The following is a 19,314-nucleotide window of genomic DNA, read 5'->3' on the forward strand; positions in this document are numbered from 1 at the left end:
TTCACTAGGACGACTGTTTAGGCAAGGGCTTCGAAACAACTCCACTCTTCAAAACAATCTCGCAAATATGATCGAGCCGCTCGATGTGTTCATAGGCTCCCCAAGGGTCCGTCGCGACGGCGCACACACCGTGATTCATCTGCCCGACAATGTCAAATTCCAGCGTCCCATCCTGCTTCAACCCCAGGCACTCTGCCGTCACATCCGCCAGATCACGTGACAAGGCCGGCAATGCAGGGACCGTGCGGCCTACACGCGTATAACGTGAGATCTCGGGAAACTCCGCACTCATCGCCTGCAAATCGATTCCGGCATAGATCGCAGCCACAATGTGGGTCGCATGGACGTGAACGACCGTCCTCGTCTTCTTCGTGTCCTTCTGCAGGTTCCAGTGCATCCACAGCTCCCCGGATGGCTGTTGCCCATCACGCACCTTTGGCACAAGTTGGCCGGTCACAGGATCAGTCAGAACCTCCAACCGCACGATGTGTTCTGGATGGACAATCGTCTTTCGCCATCCGGACGGTGTGATATACAGGTACTTGCCCGCCCGTTTCCGCATGCTGATGTTACCGTCTCGGGTCGTAATCCAACCTCGTTCATACACTCGCCTCATCACATCACCGATTGCAGTCAGCATACCTGCCTCCCTGGGGAATCAACTTTCCAATTTCTGTTATCGGTTCCTCACCCGCAACCCTTGAGGGGAGAAGGCACCGGCCCGACAGAAAATGAAAAGTGCGCAGGGAGCGGCATTTGTTTATGATGAGCCGGATATGACTGCGCTAGATGGATTCATTCCCGCACTCCTGCTCCGTAATCCGCATCTCATGACTTTGATACCTCGCTACTGGTCTCGGGAGGCGATAGGAGCACCCCTCCCTCAGGTGACACGTCGATTCACTACCGAACCGAGAACCCAGCTGCAGGGCTTCTGTCACTGGCAGTCTCACCCCCGGAGTTCCCCGACCCTCATCCTGCTCCACGGGCTTGAGGGCTCCGCAGACTCCCACTACATGCGCGGGATGACGACCAAAGCCTACCGTGCGGGATTTAACGTCATCCGCATGAACCAACGTACCTGCGGCGGCAGTGACCACCTGACACCGACACTGTACAACAGCGGGCTCAGTAACGATTATCGAGCGATCATCCAGGAATTGCGGGAACGCGATCACCTGTCTCGGATGTGGCTAGTGGGATATTCGATGGGCGGAAATCTCGCCTTGAAAGCGGCAGGAGAGATGGGACAGTCTGATCCGACGTTAGCAGGTGTGGTAGCGGTCAGCCCGAATATTGATCCCACGCTGTGTGTGGCAGCCCTCGAGCAACCCAGGAATTGGCTCTATCACTGGCACTTCCTGTCGAGTTTAAAGGCGAGAATGCGAAGAAAAGCAGCGCTCTTTCCCGATACCTGGGACTTGTCGCCGTTGGGTTCGATGAAAACGATCACCCAGTTTGACGAAGCCTACACCGCCCGGGACGGAGGGTATCGGGATGTTGTCGATTACTACGACCGAGCAGGAGCCCGTCACGTGCTCCACCAGATCGCCGTTCCCACACTGATCATCACGGCTCAAGACGACCCATTCATTCCCGCTACGATGTTCGATACCCCGGCGATCCGACACAATTCCAATATTACACTGATGATGCTGCGCTACGGAGGACACTGTGGATTCTTTCAGAAACGGTGTCCGCAGGAGGACCGGTTTTGGGCTGAAAATAGAATCCTCGAATGGGTAGGTCGGATGGTCACGACATAGACATAGCAGTCTTCCGAGATCCGCGGCATATCTCCATACCCATTTGGGAGAGAACAGATTCGGTCGGATAGCGAAGCCCCACCGCCAGTTACTCTTGGGCGTCAGGTACTCGCTTTGACGGGCGCAGGCGGCTTGCCAAACTGTTCATCCAACCCGAGGTGAGGCCTGGCGAGAAACGCTCCGGCCAGCTTTCTTCCGTCATCGAAGGCAGGCTGCGCAGCCTGCCACTCCGCAATAGGTGGATTCACGGGAAGATTGACCATGAATCTCGTACCATGGCCCACCTCACTGGCTACCTCAACATACCCCCCATGCTCCTGAACGATCTGGTGCGCAATGGTCAAGCCGAGCCCGGTTCCCTCACGCTCGCCGCTCTCGTGCTTGGTGGTATAGAACGGATCGAAGATATGGTCTAGATCCTGCGGGTCGATTCCCGGCCCACTATCCTCGACTTCGATCTGAACCCATGGCTCATTCACCGGCTTGACAAGTTTGCGAGTGCGAACGGAAAGGCGGCCCCCCTGGTCACCGCCGATGGCTTCCATCGCATTGATAAATAAGTTCAGCAAGACCTGCTTGATCTGCTGCCGGTCCAGTTTCACGTACGGCAGATCGCTCGCCAGTTCTTTCTGAATCGTGATGGCCTTGCTGCTCGCCTTCACCTCGATAAAGTAGAGGCAGGACGACACCACGTCATTCAAGCTTTCCTGAGTAAGCTTCGGCGTCATATAACGCGCATAGTCCAGAATCTCATGCACCAGCCGCTCGATCCGCTCAACGTCTTCACACACGACCTGGCTGAACTGCTCCATAAACTCTACATCGTCACGGCGTTCAGGGGCCAGCTGAACGAACGTCTTGATGGAGGTCAACGGGTTTCGAATCTCATGGGCAAACCCGCCGGCCATGGTTTCAAGCGAGCGCAACCGGTCGGTACGGCGCATCAACAACTGGGACCGACGGAGGTCCTCATATAAGAGCGCATTGTCGATCGCGATCGCCGCATGCTGCGCGAGGGTCTTGAGAAGGGCCAACTCTTCGGTCGAATACATGCCATGATTGGCCCGGCGGCCTAAGTTACAAAAACCTACCAGCCGGTCCTTGCTGATCAGCGGAATACAGACCTCGGACTCCAACGCTTTCAAGGTGTCGAGCAAGCGCAGATGCTCCGTATCGGCCTTGTCGTATTCGATTTCTTCCCGGACAAGGGCGGTCTCTGTCCGCAACAAGGTCTTGGGAAATTCTCCCTCCATCTTAATCGGAGGCACGACAGCCTCACGCGTCACGAACCCGTAGGAGGCTGTCAAGCTATAGATCCCTTGTTCCTTATCGAGAACATAGACGGAGGCCGTTTTGATGTTCATCACACGCGCGAGCGTTTGCACAATTTCTTTTGTGAGGGATTTCAGTTCAAGGATCGCCACAAGAGACTTCGAAAACTGCACCAACGTATCGTAGGCATCGTAGCGCTCTCGAAAGAGCGTCTGCCCGATCGCGCGCTCGACCCCCTTCTGAAGGTTCGCCAAGCCGCTCGATACGATCACAAATAAACCGAACAGCACCCCGGCCAGAAGATAATGGAACGTCCCGGTAAAGATCCGGATGACCAGCAAGATCATCATGTAGGCCGGAATCAGGCCCATCAACTTGATCGACAACATCACCTTCGGCCGACTCGGGACGAACGACACATCCATCAACTCGTATCGAGCGATGGCATAGGCCACGACGGTGACCGAGAGGCCGGCCAGTAAATACCCGACCGGATAGAACCCCACGCCATAATTCTGGAGGAAATCGAGAGAGGCAAGGAATCCAAGCGCGAGGGCCACAACCGTATATTTCAGCTGAGCGCCGAGCAGCGGGGATGAACTGAGGTGGAGCCGATACCCCTGATACAGCCGATAAACCGTCAAACCCCCGCCCGCCACCACGTATGCGACCAGCCAGGGATGGAGCACCCCGGCCTTCGGATATCGGCCCCAATAGTAGACATACTGACCATCTACCAGATACGGCGTGAACAACAGGCTCCAAAAAAGCGCGCCGACGGCATAATTCCACACAATCAGGCGATCATGCGCAGCCCCTCCGGAGAGACTCTGCGCAAAGTGATAGGTCAGCGCAGGCAAGAAGACCACTCCCGTGTAAATCACCTGCACCCAGAAGAGCGCCTCATCCTCGCGTGACGCGGAGAACAGCATGAAACAGCCGAATAACCAGAGACAGGCGGCCCCGCACACCGCGCTGAAGATCGTATTCGACGTGGAACGGGGATTGTTGCTGAGCACCCAGAGCGCACAAATCAGGAACAGCGTTCCGGCCAACAACGGAGGGGTGGAATGTCCGGTCGCGCGATTACTGAGCACCGCGCCGATGGACGTCGCCACGACAATAATCGCCAGCACGATGGCATATCCGAGCCCCTTGTTCAGTACGACGCTGATATTCATCAGCCGGTATCGAACGATCGTGTACGCCATCAGAGCCGTATACATCGTGATGAGCACCGTGCCGTAGGGCAACAGCGGTACGCCATACCAGAGAGGGAAATTCGTGGCCCCGCCCGCATACCCGATGATGCTGGCGGCCAGCATGTACGCATATTGATGGCGCCGGATGCCATTCGCATCCCGAAGAGCGACCCCGACGAGCGAGGTTGCGTAGACGACATACCAGAGGAAATACAGCAGGAAAGGATGGAAGAAGAGGCCGGGAACCGGCCAAAAAGAGAACGACATCGCAGGGTGCACCCCGGCCACGAACCAGGGCGTCGTATCGGCCAGCAGAAACAGTGCCGCCAGACCATAGCCGATCTTCAGGGCTTTGGCGTGGCGCGCGGTAATGTCAAGAAACGTGACGGTGTGGTGAAAATACAGAATCGGGATGAGAGATGCGCCGGCCATCACCAAGCGCAGCAGACTCAGCGCAAGGTCTTTGGACTCCGTGAGTTGCCAGCCACAGTAGAAGACGCTCCAAAAGGCAATGCTCAGACAGTACAGCCCGTAAATCCGGTTGCGTGCAGCGGCAGGATCTCGGAAGTAGACGAACATTCCGAGCCCTGTCGCAGCCAACGCATTCACCAGGGCGCTGAACGCGAGCACTTTCATCTCAGGTACTCTGGTAAAGTCGAGGCCGTGTCATCATGCCGCCACCGTGAGGTTCGCCAGGCCCTTATCGGCCACGGCAATGAGCGCTTGGTTTCCGAACGTGGAATAGACCCGCGGATGCGTGACGCCGGCCGCGCGCAACAAACTTTCCAGTTCCGCCTGGTAATGGAAATGAAAAATACCTTCGCCTTCCCGCTCTTTGATTCTACCAGAATTGTCCAGGAGGCGACGCCCTTCTTCGATTTGGTCCGGCGTCTGAGCCGTCTCAACGAAGCTGCGATAAATCGCCGAGAGATCGGCATACGGCTTCAGGTTGGAAATCACCAACCGTCCATTGGGAGCCAACACGCGCAGATATTCCCGGAGGGTGAAGAGCGGGTCGCGCACGTACCCGATCACAAGATTGCACACGACCCGGTCGAAGGAATGATCGGGAAACGGCAGCGGAGACTCCAGGTCGGCACGGCAGACCCGCATCGACATCGGCACATAGGCTCGCAGCCCCTCATAAAACTGCCCTTGTAGCGCCGCCCCCACCTGCTCAAAGTTGGTCATGGCCTGCGCCAGAGCCGTCGGGACAAAATCCACCCCGACATAGTCAGGCGAGCGAAAATCTCCGCGCCTGGCATAGCGCTGCCGAAACGCCTGATTGAGCTGCAAGAACACACCGAGGTTACCATTGCCGCACCCGGCATCCAAAATCCGCTCCCCGTGATGGCAATCGCCCATCAGGCGATAGACATGATCCATGAGCCGCCAAAAATCGGCCACGTTCGGGATCGTCTGGAAATTCTGTAAGTACTCCTGCCAGAACGCCACATGATCCGACTTGCCCACCGGCCGACGCTTCTTGCTGCGTTCGCGTTCCGCGCGGTTCTGCACGCCGATTTCTCGATGCGATGGTTCGACCATGCGCGCCATCGACCGTGTCGGCCACAACTCCTGCTGGCAGCATAGGGCAATTTGGCGATAGACCGTGCGGGCTTTCCGGGGGCTCTCTTGAAGTCGATGCAACGCGCCCGGCACCACATAGGAGTGGCGGAGATTCGCACCCATCGCCGCGCCGACTGCCTCGATGGAGGCCGGATCGACCCACGCATCCTGCTCGGCATGAAACAGCACGACGGGAGCATGGAGGTGCTCGGCGTCCTGCTGAGTGGTGTGCAGGTCGGCATAGCCTCCCTGCACAGCATGCTCCAGCCAACGATCCGCATCGATGGTCAGGCCAAGAATGTTGACCACCCCTTTGCGCACACCGGCCAGATGTTCGCCGATCAGATCCTCTTGATGGACGGCCTGCAGCGTATGCTGAACATCCATGATTCCATTGATCATCGCCAGCAGCCCCAGGTGAGGGACTCGCCCCGCGACCTTGAGCGCGACGCGACCGGCCAGGCTGGTCGCCACAAGACCGATGGATCGACCCGGCCATTGAGCAGCCACGTAGTCCAGCACGGTCTCCAGATCGGTCTCCATATCCTCCAGGCGAAACTGCGTGACCAACCCATCGCTCTCTCCGACATGATTCACATTGTCGAAGCGCACGACATGAAACCCATTGCCGGCAAGATAGTAGGCCAACGGCACATAGTCGCGCTTGCTTTCCCCATACCCGGGAGCCAACACCACAATCGGTGCGTCGTCCGACAGATCGGTTCGAGGCCGATCGTGACAGAGCGCGATACGGTGACCGGACGGGCGGACACACTCCGAGAACTCACTGATGACGGAAGGCCCTTCCGCCCTGTCGACGACGCCCTCGCCCTGCTGCTGCCCGAGCAGGTGCTCAATGATGTCCTCAGCCTCTTTTGCAACCGGGAGAAAGCGCACCCCCGCCAACACCGTCCGCCCCCCAACCTGCCGATAGCCGGAAGGAGCGCCGACCTCTCCCGGTCTTGTCCATACCACTTCACCCACCACGGAGCAGCCGACAGACGGCGTGGACACAGAAGACCCTCGCTGGGCGACAGTCGGTGACACCCATTTCAGTTCCAATTCTGAACCCAGCAAATCCTCTTCGGCCGACAGACACAGACAGGCCCCGCTTGACGTCAAATCTGTCGTCAACGCCCCCGACAAGACTCGATCACCGGCGCTAAGCCGGACATTGACCTCGGTGCTCAATCCGACCGTAATCCGCTGTTGACGCCTCCGCTCCTGACGTGGACGCTCGGGCACCCGGGCAAGGCGCGCGCGCGCGGCCTGAGCGACGACCGGCTGCCGGGACTCGGTGTCGATAAGGGCATCCTCACTCTCCTGAGCGATCAATGCGGCGACGAGATGCAGCCCCTTCGACCGTGCGCGGCCCTCGCTCATCCACATGGCTACTACCTGCTCATCGCCAGGGCTCAACCGCGCAAACTGAACGGCAAGTGTCACCCCTCTTTTCGTCTGACCTGAACCAAGGACACTTTCGGAAACGCGAATCCCGCACACAACCCCAACACTTTCGGGCCGCGTGGCCCCGGGAGTCACACTCAGCAGAATCTGCTGATTCAGCATGGCAGGAATGTCCTCGGAAAATTCCATCGAGAGCCCGCCTAAGCTGAGGCTTTTCGTCTGACCGTTCCACGTATGATCCTGAAAGTGAAGGAGGGTCGAGATGCGACTCTCGAGGCGTCGGGAAGCCCGCCGCTCTGCAACAGAGAGAGACCAGGCATCGCTGGTTTTCTTCCGATCGGGCACCGAAGATTGCCGCCTGCTCTCCTGGCCAAGCAGGCCGATCACAGACACACTCTCATTGCGCGCAGCGATGTGCTTCGACATACATTCCCTCCCGCCGTATTGAGTGCTGCGCGTTGCACAGCATCGAATTGAATAACGTGTGGACGTCGTCGCCCGCTCACAGAGCTCGCTCCGGGCGAGGCTGGACTCTTGCAAGCGCACGAACGATTCCAAAAATGCGGGAGGATGTCGGCTGATCTAACAAGGGCAGGATTAACGACACGCACGGCCTCAGAACTGGCACACAGCGACTGTAATACAACTCAATGTTCGAAGCTTATTCTAGGGAATTAGACATAATTGTCAACTCATCCGCAGAAAAAAAATGTAGTTACCTACAAAAATTAACTTAGATGATAGCTACAGGGAAGAAAGACGCCGTTGGCCGGGTCGCCACGACGCGGAAGCAGCCCCAGCAAGTCAGAACGATGACGACCGTCATGATACTGACGCCGATTCCTCACTTCGCGCAAAGGCCTGACGCACACCCTGCAAGGCGCTCATCGCCGCATCAGAACCCGAGCCATTAAGGAATTTCACGCGGCAGAATTTGCCTTCTCCACGGGGCATCGGCTCACCGATGACGGTTAATGCCGACCCTCCTCAGTGACCGACATCGTGACCCGGCGCAAGCTGGTTCGACGACAAGGCAGGCATCGGGGAATCGGCCCGGGTTGGTTGCTTTGACCCGGCAGGTATGCTACTCACAGTCCCCGATAGGTCAGCCTGAGTACTCACGATGCGCCGACCTCATATTCGTGCTCACAGCGGCATGCTGATCCCCGTCCTGGCCGGAATCATGCTGGGCTGCCACAGCACCCCGCCTATCACCGAGGGCTATCCTCATCAGCGGGCGCTGCAAGGAAAAAGTAAAGAACAGGTGCTGGCCTGCGCCGGCACACCCCTCCAGGAACGAGAGGATGGAGCGGTTACTATGCTCCGGTACTACAAAGAGGCCCCGCTGCTCGAAGAGTCCATGGTGTCCTCGAAGAGCAGCCGTCCTACCGTACATCACGGCTGCTGGGCAACGGTCGTGATTCAGCACCAACGAGTCGACCAGGTGCAGTATCGCTTCGTGCCGAGTTCGGTCGATGCCTCAAACGACTGCGAAGAGATCTTCGCCAATTGCCCGGAATGACGGCCCGGCGACACCGCAGTGTTGGCCCGCGCTGGCTGCTGTTCTTCATGGGCTTGCTGTCGGCAATGATGCCCTGGACGGAACCGGCGCTCGGGCTGGAAAAGTACGGGCGCCCGCTCCCCTCCATGGATGAACCGGAACATGAAGCGCGCGAGGAGGAGGAAACGCTGTTCGGCGGCTATCTATTAACCGGTGCCTTTGTAAAGAATCCGACGTTCGCCGCCAGGCCTGACAATACCGGACTCGTCGGCATGCGCCACATGCTGCACTTGGAAACGGACCTCTATAAGCAGTACCTCACGTTTTACACCGATCAGAATTTTTTCTCGGACCGCACCGACGGATGGATCAAGTTGACGGAATGGGACGGCACCTTCGCCTTCACCGGCGTGCTCGATCGCTTCAATTGGCGGCTGCAGTACGAACGAGATGCCCCGCTGGACCGTCGTGGCCTGAAACAGGCCTACGCCGATGCGCTCGTGACAGCCCGGTTTCAAGCGATTCAGGACTCCACCTGGTGGCGACGCACCTTCCCGAACCAGAATCTCACGGCCTACGCCGGCGCGGGATGGCTCTTCCACAACAGCCAATACTTCGCCCGCCCCAACAATACGGGCCGCGCATTGTTCCGGTACGTCGCCCATGCCGACCTGGACGTCTACAAAAACAAGGTCGTCCTGTACGGGGATATGAATCTCTTCACCGACCGCGAAGCGAGCAACACCCTGAACCCTTCCGAACTCGATTGGATCATCGGCATCGCCGTCCGATGGAAGGATACGGAATTGGCCTTCTACCGCGAAGAAGACCGACCGCTGGACCAGTCCGGCTTGGTCCAAAAGTATTACGCAGTCCAATTGCGCTTCGCGTTCGATGTGTCGAAAGGCGCGCTGGAACGGATGGGACTGAAGCGGTAGGCGCTAGCAGGCTGCGAAAAAACTCGATTGTTGCGCAATACACGACGATCAACTCATGCGCCCTGTCGGTATTGCACTAACCCGCAGGATGCGCAAAAAGGCCGTCCAGCAAGGCCGCAGTAAGCGAAGAGGCGAAGCGTTCCTTCGTACCCGCCCACCCCGAGCCTGCCAAGACAGGCTCTTGTCCCGTGGCCGTACGGTGAGCTTCTGAGGTTCACGACGCGCGGAATAACGCGCGTCATGTTTGTGAACGCCGCCGAGACGGTGAGACGGCCGTGTCTTGCGAGAACGCCGCTGGCGGACTTTTTCCGCATCCTGCCAGACTATCGAGCGGCGAGGTGGCTACGCACATCCTGCACGTAGGTTTTGAACGGGTCAGCCATAAAAAACGGCGCCGTTCCGCGCAGTTTAAAATTCGACCAATTGATGATGTACTCGCAGGCCATCTGTTCTTCGAAGTCGAGCGGGGCATCCGACACGATCCCTCCGCCTCTGCTGGCCAGTAGATGCCTGACCAACTCACCGCGTCCGAACGCCCGCGTGTTGCGAGGCGGATGGTCCTGAGCGAGATGAACGATCTTATCGGTCGTCAGGCGCGGTCCTCGCCCCTCCTCCTCGAGACCGTAGCAGAGTCCTCGCTCAGGATGCAGATTGTGATATTCGAGGTCGAGACTCTTCAACATGGGATCGTCCCACGCACACTGCTCGGCCTCCCGATAGGTCTCCAATAGCCACAGTTTCGAGGCCCAATCGATCCGGCCGACCAGCTTTTCATACCCGCCACGCAAATCGGTCAGCACGGATTCCCATTGCTCCAGCACCCAATCCGTCTCTTCGTCCTGCCCTTTGCAATGGCGCTGGGCCGCGGCCAGAAACTGTTCCTGAATATCGATGGCGGACATCGACTGTCCCGACTCCAAACGGACGATCCAACGGCGATCCGGGTCGCGCGAAATATCCTGCAGGGCCTCGACCGGCTCGTGGATCCCCAGGCCGCGCGGGGCCTGTCCGGCCTCAATCAGTTGCAGCACCAGCCCGGTGGTCCCCATCTTGAGCGCCGTGGCATATTCGGCCATGTTCGAATCCCCGCACAGGAGATGAATCCGGCGGTATTGGTTCGGATCGGCCAGCGGCTCGTCGCGTGTATTGACGATCGCACGGTTGTGTTGAACCCACTCGAAAAAGTCGTTGACGATGTAGTCGGCGCGTTGGGAGATCTGGAACGGCACAATCGATCGATCTTGCGCATCCCGCAGCCCAGGCCGATGCAAGATGAGCCCCCCGACTTGCACCCACTCGTTGGGATCACTCGCGCATCCGATGCGCCCCGCCCCGGTGAACACCTGACGGGTGACCAAAAACGTCACCAGTGGACCGAGGCCGCGCCGGGAAAAGGGAAACTGCCGCGTGACGAGATAGTTTTCATGCGAGCCGAACGTCGCATCGGTCTCGTGATCGATATTGTTTTTGATGAGCGACACCGTCTCGTCCAGCCCCAGCGCCCTCACCGCATCTTGAATAATCCGATCCCCTGCACGATCCGAGGCCACAAGATCCGCCAGGGTCGTGCACTCCGGAGAGGCATATTCCAGATGCCCCATATCGAGGTAGATACGGCCCGCATTGGTCAGAAATCCCCCGTTGCCCGGCGGCTCGTCATGACCACGATGGTGAAGATCGAGGACTCCTCGCCGTTCGACATGAAAAATGTGGTCGCGAATACGCTGCGCCACCCAGGAGGGCGAATGGTCGGGACGATCCTGGTTCACCAGGAGGCCGTATTCCGTTTCAAGTCCGAAGATACGATTCAACATATTAGGTGGTGGCCGGTGCGCTGACAGCCGAAGGCAACAGACGGCCCAGTTCCTCAGGACGAAGCGCGCGATATTTGGCCGATCCAGGCCCGCGGCGCTCCAGCAGAACACATTCCAATGATTTCTCGGCAACGGTCTGACGCACATGTGCCAGCAACGCTGCCTTGTCAGGGAGACTCGAACCATCCCCTTCCGTCTTTTCTTCCGATGCCTGGGTTGAGGAAGACTCCGCAGCCGTGGACTCGGACGCCGCTTGAGCTAACGAGCCTACTGCCCAGGTGCACAGGGCGAGTTCCACGGCCTGCGCCAGCGAGGCCTGCGCAAACGCCGGTTGCGATTCAACATAGCGTCGCATCCGGCCCTGCACGGAAGCCGTCGCGCCCAATGCCGCCCAGCCCTGGCTCTCCTCGAAATTTCCGTCGTAGTTGATGGACAGAAACAGGTTTCGCTCGGGCTTCACGCCCAATTCAGCGAGCAAAATTTTGGCGATGAAGGGGGCTTTATAAATTTCTTCAAAGGCCTGCTTAATGGTCGGTGCCAGCCCATACTTCATGAGCCTGGCTCCCGTGACATCGGACGGCGATCGATTGAAACCCTCGACATGGGCCATCTCCAGGAGGGAAAAGCGCAACTTCTCCAGATCCGCCGGGTGCCCCATTCCGCCCAGCGCAATGCGATCGTAAATCTCGTAGAGTTTGGGCGTTCCGCGGCTGACGGTCAGCACCAGTATCCCGTCGGCATAGGCCAACGCGACGACCGGTGAGCCCTTTGCAAATTGTTCATCGAGATACTGGCGTCGATTGCCGACCGCCTCGATCCACCGATAGGGTTCTTCATACATAACGTGCCACCTTCACCATAGGGGTCAATAACCAGCCGTCTATCTGTTAGCGTCCGCGCAGCACTTCGCTCTCATGCAATCGTTTCAAGTCGGCGTCCGGAATGGTCTGCACACCGGACGCCTTGATGAGTTTCACCACCGGATAGAGATTCAGCTCCCGGTTCACGCCACCCGTGGCCGAATCGAATTCCGCCGCACTGGACAGCAACCGGAGCGCCTGGGTCGTGGCCTGCTCCTCCGGGAGGGTTGCCAGGGGCTGCGGGCCCCAGGTGTTCACATAATGCAGGATCCCGCGAATCGTCGGCGAGCCGGAACCGGACACCGCATACTCCACGGCTTCAAACTCCGCCCCCAGAATATCGTAGAAATAAATCTTCGCAGACTCCTGCTCCTGGTCATATCCGGCAAAGACGGGAACCACCGCCCCGGTCCCTGCCAACGCCGCGGGCACGTTCTCCTTGAGCAACTTGGAAACAGCCCGCAGTTTTCCTTCGAAACTCAACTCCTGCAATTGCGTACGCCGGTAGTATTTGAATGAATGCTCCAGCACCCGTACCATCTCGTACGCCGTCGCGGGCACCCCCGCGATAGCCATCACGCTGTGCCGGTCGATCTCCAGGACCTTGTCGGTGCGGTCGTACATCACCATGTTGCCCGCCGTCGCCCGGCGATCGCCTGCGACCAACACACCATCGCGATACTTCAAGGCCAGAATTGTGGTGGCAGTGGGAACTTCCATCCCTGCGGCCGCCGCAACAGGATTGCCGAACTGATACCCCTGTTCCTTCAAGAGCTGAAAAAAGTCTCCTTGCATCCCCATTGCTTACCTCGTTAGACGTGACACGTCAAAGGTGGACCAACGATCGCTTCAATCCTCAGCCCCGCGACCTTTCACGTTTCACTTTTTACCTTTCACGTTTATTGGCCCGTGCGTTGCCGATAACGCTCCGCTTGCTTCGGATCGACCTTTCGCATCCGCTTCAGCAGATTGTCCTTATCCGGCGAGCCCGTTTCAGGCCGCCGAGGTCCCCCGCCTTCTTCAGACGGTCCCGACGGTTTCGGCATGGGATCGCCCGGCGCCTCACGACGTTCCGGCATCAACATATATCGCATGGTTACCCGTCCTTTCGTCTCGACCACGCCGCCAGCGCATCGGCTGGAGACGCCGCAGCTTCCAACAACGCGGCACAGGCCTGCACCGCATCCGGCTCAAAGAGGTCACCCATCTCTAGCGTCCGCGCACGCAGTCCCCCGGAAAACTGCACCCGCTCCCATTGCATCCCCGTGATCTGCTCCGGGAACCGTCTCACACACAATCCGCGAAGCCCGCCCCTGGTATCGGAGGGGCCGGCCACCAGGGCCTGCGCAATGTCGCGCTCGCTCGTCATGCGCCAGGTTTTCCCTTCCGCTTCGAGGCCCAGAAACAGGCCTCGGTCGGGGTTCACATTGTGATATTCCAAGTCCAAACTAGCGAGCCATGGATCTTCCCACGCCAGCCGTTCTTCCCGCATGAATGTCTCAAGCAGCCACTGCTTGGTCACCCAGTCGAGCTTCCCGACTAATTGCGTGCGATCCTGACGAAGCGCACAGAGAGTCTCCTGCCATTCCCGCAACACCCAGTCGGCATCCGGATCACTGCCGGCACAGCATCGACTCGCCGCGTTCCAATATTCCTCTTGGATCGCCAGTCCCGATATCGTCCGGCCATCCTTCAATCGCACCGTTGTCTTCAAATCAGGATCTCTGGAGAGCTGCTTGATCGCAGCCACCGGCTGTTCCAATTCCAGGCTTGGGGCCTCTCCACGTTGGAGCATGTCCAGCACCAGCCTGGTGGTGCCGACCTTGAGCGCCGTCGCGTATTCGCACATGTTCGCGTCGCCGAGGATCAGGTGCAGACGTCGGTACTTAGTCCGGTCGGCATGCGGCTCGTCACGGGTATTGAGGATGGGCCGGTTGTGCATCGTATCGACGCCTAGTTCAGCCTCCATAAAGTCGGCCCGCTGCGAAATCTGGAAGGGACCGGGCACAAAACCAGATTCCTGCGCCTCCATCCCGACCTTCCCGGCTCCGGCCACCAGCTGCCGGCTGACCAAAAACGGCAAGAGGCCGCTGACCAGCTGAGCAAACGGCAGGGAGCGCGACACCAGGTAATTGTCATGGCAGCCGTAACTGTGCCCGTGAAAGTCGGTATTATTCTTATACAGTTGGACGTGCGCACCGCCCAGTTGCTGATTCCGTCGATCCGCGGCCCGCTGCACAATGCGCTCTCCGGCCCGATCATGCGCCAGCAAATCTTTGAGCGTGCGACATTCCGGAGTGGAATATTCGGGATGCGTATGGTCGTTGTAAAAGCGCGCACCGTTCGGCAGGACCAGATCGCTCTTCATCTCGTGAAACGAAAATGGTCGATGCGCATCAACCTTGACGAAGTCGTCCTCTTCCTTGTCCTGTTGCAGACCGGAGACTCGGAAACCGCGCGCGTCCTCATGCGGGTCCTCACCTCGATAGTCCCAGCGCCGTTCAAACTTGCCGGGCAAGTGGGCACGGACCAGTTCCATCGATTCCTCGACGGGGTCGACGGCATCCAGATCCTCGCGGGTGATGCCATACTCCGTTTCAATGCCGAAGAGATGCATAGGCCCTGTCAGATAATCTGGTTGACCAATCGCTCTTCCGTCGGCCGCCCGCGGCGGAAGGACGACACACCGACAACCTGTTCAGGATGGTGATCCAGCAGTTTGAGCCATTCTTCGGCGGCATCGTCCGGCGGCAACATCTCACCTTCGCGATATTCCTCATGCACCGCATCGAGCAGATCTTGCGTGCGGATCCCGTCGCCGGCAGGCGCCCCGGCCTCTGCCACCGCCCGCTCAATCGCCTTCTCCTTCGCCCGCTGGACGATCGAAGAGAGAATCGCGCCGCTGACAAGATCGCCGCGATACAGCACCTTGTTCTGACCGTTCCGAAGGCGAATGGATAACACGCGATTCTGATCGGTTCGTGTAAACAGACTGTCGACGACCTGCTCAATCACGGCGCGACGGGCAGCTTCATGGTCCTGCCCGTTCTGCTCCAGCAACTCACGATCGAGCGGCAACGGCGGCGTGAGATACACCGCAAGAATCTCCACGGCCGCCTCCCGACTCGGCCGCGCGACCTTGATCTTCCGATCGATTCGACCGGGTCTGAGGACCGCCGGATCGATCAAATCCGGCCGGTTGGAGGCCAGAATGATCACCACATCATGCAGCGACTCGATGCCATCCATCTCAGCGCAGAACATCGGCACCAGCGTATTGTTGATGTTGAACGACCGCATCGACCGCCTTGTGCCCAACACGGACTCGGCTTCATCGATGAAAATAAACGGCAGCGCCCCCTCTTTCCGTCTGGCGCGCGCCTTGGCAAACAGGTCCCGGACAATCCGCTCGGATTCGCCCAGCCACATGTTCAGAATCTCCGGCCCCTTGATGTGCAGGAAGGCGCCGCTTGTCACCGGCGGGTTCTTCGACGTGCCATCCGCGGCAGCCTGCCCCTGCGATTCACGGACGAGCTGAGCCAGACTGGCCGCTGCGGCCTGTCCGATCAAGGTCTTGCCGCAGCCCGGCGGTCCATAGAGCAGGAATCCCTTCGGCTGCGTGAATTGATATTTCGTGAACGTGTCGGCATGGAGCAGAGGATATTCGATGGCTTTTCGAATGGCTTCGATCGCCTGATGCTGCCCGCCGATCTGCGCCCACGTCACACTGGGGACTTCATCGAGAAGATGCGTCCTGGCCTGACGATTCTCGAATTTTTCGATGGCGATCCGGTGTGTCGGCTCGATGCGGACTTCGTCGCCGGTTTTGAGATCGGCCCCCAGCAAATCGCTGGACCGCTGCAGGATCAACGCCTGCCGGCCCATATCCTGTTCGAAACGAATGCGTCCATCCGGCAACACTTCGGCCACCTTCAGCACCGGCCCGTTGCGGTCATATCCCAGGGCCTTGATCACCGTATAGGCTTCATTCACCAGAATCTGCGTGCCGATCTTGAGATCCTCGACCGGGAGACGCGGGTCGATGTTGGCGTAGTACTCCGCCCCTCCGACGACAATGCGCGCCACAGCTTCCGCCGGCACTTCGAGCAGCAGGCCGACTCGGTTAGCAGGCGCCGTCAACTTGGCGACGACCTCATTAAGTTTCTTCAATTCGGTATCGCGCCGGTCCTGGGCAACCGACTGGGCGGTGATCACATGTCGCAATTTATAGAGCAGCTTCTGGCGCGGGTCGCCGTCCGGAAACGCGGCCAGACATTCTTCTATCAGTTCGATCGGATCAGACGATGCAGAGGCCTCACGGCGCGGCGGCTGTTGCCCGCCCGACTCTGGCTGATCCGGATTTCGATGGTCGCTCATATCAATTCCTCCGGCTGGTCCAACTCCGGTCATCCTAACACAGAGCACAACTCCACTGTCGCGGTCGCACGAGCCTCTTCATACCGGTCCGATCCATTCAATTGACCGCCTGCAGCGGCGCCATCACTTGGAGCCGACGTTTGCCCCGGACATAGTCGATCGTCACCTCGTCGCCGACTTTGTGCTTCTCCATCAGATCCATCAAATCGTCGATGGTTTCGACCGGCTGGCCGTCCACCGCCACGATAATATCGCCCAGTTCGATCCGGCCGCCGACGGTCTCACGCGCCCCATGCAGCCCGATCCGTTCGGCGATGCTCCCCCGGCCGACCTTTCCGATGATGACACCTTTGACACCCCAACGCCGGGCCATGGCATCCGGCACTAGTGAGATGCCCAGTCCGGGACGGATCAGCTTTCCATGTTTGATCAATTCAGGCACGATCCGGCTGACGGTATCGACGGGCACCGCGAACCCGATGCCGGCGAACGCGCCGCTCGGGCTCATGATCTGGGTATTCACGCCGATTAACCGGCCGCCGCTGTCCAGCAACGGCCCCCCGGAATTGCCCGGGTTGATCGCCGCATCGGTTTGGATCACGCCTTCAATCGTCCGGTTGCTCATCGACTTGATCGTGCGGCCGAGGGCACTCACCACTCCCGTGGTCAGGGTATGGTCGAGCCCGAAGGGATTGCCGATGGCCAGCACCTTCTGCCCGACACGCAGCGACTGGGAATTGCCGATGATCACCGGCTGGAGCGCGGTTTCTGGAGCCTGAATCTGCAAGACCGCAAGATCGTGATCCGGATCGGCGCCGACGACTTTCGCCTTGTATTCGGTGCGATCGGCCAAGGTCACCGTGATCGCATCCGCGCCGTAAATGACATGATAGTTGGTGACGATGTGGCCCTGCCGGCTCCACACGAAGCCCGTCCCCGAGCCTTGCGGCACTTCGAAGAGGTTGAACGACCAGGGATCGCGCTGCATCGCTGTGTTCGCAATGAACACCACCGACCGCGTAGCGCGTTCAAACACGGCGATGGTCGCCTGCTCCTCCGGACTGAGTTCAGTCGGCGCGGCAGATTGCGCGATGAGAAGCCCGTTCGTGCCCTCGGCGGCCTGAAGCCAGGCCGGTGACGACAGCGCCAGCGCCGCCACCAAACCAACTCTCAACCGTTTCCCGCGCCACCTCTTCCGGATCGCCCCGCTCAGACGCATCCTATTCACCGATGACCTGCAACACCAGGTCCCTGGTTCGTGCGCGCGTATCGAAATCCAACACGACGATCTGCTGCCAGGTACCCAGCGTCATCACCCCGTCGTTGAAAGGAATGGTGAGCGATTGCCCCTGCAATTGACCGCGCAAGTGGCTGTGGCCGTTGTCCTCTCCTGCGTTGCGCACATTGTGCTGCCAGCCCGGATCGGCCGGAATCAACCGTTCCCACAGCGCTTTCGTATCGGCGCGGATACCCGGCTCATCTTCGATGATCAACACGGAGGCCGTGGTGTGCTTGATAAAGAGCGTGAGAATTCCAGCATGTAATTGCGTGTGACTCAACGCCGCCTGGACCTGTCCGGTAATATTCTCCACTCGGCAATCGCCCTGCATCTTCACCTGCATCGACATACTTCTAACCGGCATGTAGTGACTCCTGACCCGCCCGGCGCAGGAACGTACGCTCGCGGCTGGACAACGACCGCCCCCTGGCCTCTTCCAATACGCGATCGAATACCCCTTCCGCCGCAAGCTCCCGCAAGGCCTGCACCACGGGACGACTGATAATCCCTTCACCGTGCAGAGCATCCAGATAGGCGAAGGCTTCCGACACATCTTCACGCTGCCGCACATAGTAGTCGCGCCCGCGACGCTGATTGCTATAGGCCTCGAACTGTTCGCAGGCGACCAGGATCTCCGCCAATTGCCGCACCCAGGGCTGCGCGCCGTTCAGCTTTTCCGGATAGTAGTAATACAGCATGATCCGGCTCATCCACGGGGACCAGGTGACCGCAAGCTCCCGCAATCGCGGTTTCACGGCGCGTAATCGGGCGGCTAATCTGCGGGCGTACCCAAGCCGCATTTCCACCTGCTCGCAGGCCCAGGGATTCAGTTCGATGCCGGCCGCTTCCATCGCGCCTCGATAACGCGAAACAAAGGCCTCGGTTTCCCGTCCATAACGGGTCTCCGGGTGGAGAACACGCCATTCACGCGGCCTGGTGGGAATTCCCTGCGCGCGGGCCCAGGACCAGATCCGGCCGAAGAGCCGTCGATCCAGTCCGGCTCGACCTAAATCATGCAGAATGCAGGCGATCTGATACTGTTTGATTCGTGCCGGCTGGTGTCCCATGCGCTGAGCCACCGCGGCGCACATCCGGGCCGTCCGGAGGGCATGCGGACAGTCGTACCCCTTAATCAGCCGTCCTGGACGGCGCGGGTCGGGATAGTCGTAGAGATGCAGCAGTTGGGAAACGAGTGTCCGCGGAACAAGCAGCGGAGGGGACGTCATACGTGTAGTTGCCATGCAGGTGTGATGAGTCGCAGTCGATGATCGAACGGCAGAATATCGTCCGTGAAAAGAACGTGTCAAGCAAACCACGACTCGGGCAGAG

The 19,314-nt window shown here is 59.2% G+C and carries 15 protein-coding genes; 3 read left to right on the forward strand and 12 right to left on the reverse strand.

The window, feature by feature from the left end:
- Positions 1 to 4 precede the first annotated feature (4 nt).
- Positions 5 to 640: a class II aldolase/adducin family protein gene (locus NSND_RS09180; protein ID WP_080878723.1), complete on the reverse strand. Its 636-nt coding sequence runs from the start codon at positions 638 to 640 to the stop codon at positions 5 to 7.
- A 247-nt stretch (positions 641 to 887) separates the two neighbouring features.
- On the opposite strand from NSND_RS09180, the gene NSND_RS09185 reads away from it, so the two are divergent.
- A complete protein-coding gene (locus NSND_RS09185) occupies positions 888 to 1,766 on the forward strand; it encodes a YheT family hydrolase (protein WP_159450711.1) in 879 nt (292 codons plus the stop codon).
- Between the two features lie 101 nt (positions 1,767 to 1,867).
- Here NSND_RS09185 and NSND_RS09190 read toward each other — a convergent pair whose 3' ends face one another.
- Together NSND_RS09190 and NSND_RS09195 are read right to left on the reverse strand one after the other, a co-directional pair.
- Complete coding sequence (locus NSND_RS09190; RefSeq protein ID WP_080878725.1) at positions 1,868 to 4,876, reverse strand: ATP-binding protein; 3,009 nt, start codon at positions 4,874 to 4,876, stop codon at positions 1,868 to 1,870.
- 33 nt (positions 4,877 to 4,909) lie between these two features.
- A complete protein-coding gene (locus NSND_RS09195) occupies positions 4,910 to 7,642 on the reverse strand; it encodes an alpha/beta fold hydrolase (protein WP_080878726.1) in 2,733 nt (910 codons plus the stop codon).
- A 697-nt stretch (positions 7,643 to 8,339) separates the two neighbouring features.
- On the opposite strand from NSND_RS09195, the gene NSND_RS09200 reads away from it, so the two are divergent.
- Together NSND_RS09200 and NSND_RS09205 are read left to right on the forward strand one after the other, a co-directional pair.
- Positions 8,340 to 8,738 (forward strand): hypothetical protein, encoded by a 399-nt coding sequence (locus NSND_RS09200; RefSeq protein WP_143833482.1) that lies wholly within the window; start codon positions 8,340 to 8,342, stop codon positions 8,736 to 8,738.
- Positions 8,726 to 9,655, forward strand: a complete 930-nt coding sequence (locus NSND_RS09205; RefSeq protein ID WP_143833483.1) for a hypothetical protein — start codon at positions 8,726 to 8,728, stop codon at positions 9,653 to 9,655. The genes NSND_RS09200 and NSND_RS09205 overlap by 13 nt, the downstream gene beginning before the upstream one ends.
- 323 nt (positions 9,656 to 9,978) lie before the next feature.
- On the opposite strand, the gene NSND_RS09215 is transcribed toward NSND_RS09205, so the two are convergent.
- From NSND_RS09215 to NSND_RS09255, 9 genes are all read right to left on the reverse strand, one after another.
- On the reverse strand, positions 9,979 to 11,469 hold the full coding sequence (locus NSND_RS09215) for a proteasome accessory factor PafA2 family protein (protein WP_080878730.1): 1,491 nt from the start codon (positions 11,467 to 11,469) through the stop codon (positions 9,979 to 9,981).
- Between the two features lies 1 nt (position 11,470).
- Positions 11,471 to 12,310, reverse strand: a complete 840-nt coding sequence (locus NSND_RS09220) for a hypothetical protein (protein ID WP_080878731.1) — start codon at positions 12,308 to 12,310, stop codon at positions 11,471 to 11,473.
- Between the two features lie 46 nt (positions 12,311 to 12,356).
- Positions 12,357 to 13,130, reverse strand: coding sequence for a proteasome subunit alpha (locus tag NSND_RS09225; protein ID WP_080878732.1), 774 nt, complete (start codon positions 13,128 to 13,130; stop codon positions 12,357 to 12,359).
- 98 nt (positions 13,131 to 13,228) lie between these two features.
- On the reverse strand, positions 13,229 to 13,423 hold the full coding sequence (locus NSND_RS09230; protein WP_200810516.1) for a ubiquitin-like protein UBact: 195 nt from the start codon (positions 13,421 to 13,423) through the stop codon (positions 13,229 to 13,231).
- Positions 13,424 to 13,425: 2 nt separating this feature from the next.
- A complete protein-coding gene (locus tag NSND_RS09235) occupies positions 13,426 to 14,946 on the reverse strand; it encodes a proteasome accessory factor PafA2 family protein (protein ID WP_080878733.1) in 1,521 nt (506 codons plus the stop codon).
- A gap of 8 nt (positions 14,947 to 14,954) precedes the next feature.
- Positions 14,955 to 16,706 (reverse strand): AAA family ATPase, encoded by a 1,752-nt coding sequence (locus tag NSND_RS09240; protein ID WP_080878734.1) that lies wholly within the window; start codon positions 16,704 to 16,706, stop codon positions 14,955 to 14,957.
- A gap of 97 nt (positions 16,707 to 16,803) precedes the next feature.
- Positions 16,804 to 17,925, reverse strand: coding sequence for a S1C family serine protease (locus NSND_RS09245; protein WP_080878735.1), 1,122 nt, complete (start codon positions 17,923 to 17,925; stop codon positions 16,804 to 16,806).
- 1 nt (position 17,926) lies between these two features.
- Positions 17,927 to 18,349, reverse strand: a complete 423-nt coding sequence (locus NSND_RS09250) for a secondary thiamine-phosphate synthase enzyme YjbQ (RefSeq protein ID WP_235000216.1) — start codon at positions 18,347 to 18,349, stop codon at positions 17,927 to 17,929.
- Positions 18,339 to 19,226, reverse strand: a complete 888-nt coding sequence (locus NSND_RS09255) for a hypothetical protein (protein ID WP_143833484.1) — start codon at positions 19,224 to 19,226, stop codon at positions 18,339 to 18,341. Before NSND_RS09255 ends, NSND_RS09250 begins: the two co-directional genes overlap by 11 nt.
- Positions 19,227 to 19,314: the final 88 nt, after the last annotated feature.

The organism is Nitrospira sp. ND1 (assembly GCF_900170025.1).
In the GTDB taxonomy this organism is placed as follows: domain Bacteria; phylum Nitrospirota; class Nitrospiria; order Nitrospirales; family Nitrospiraceae; genus Nitrospira_A.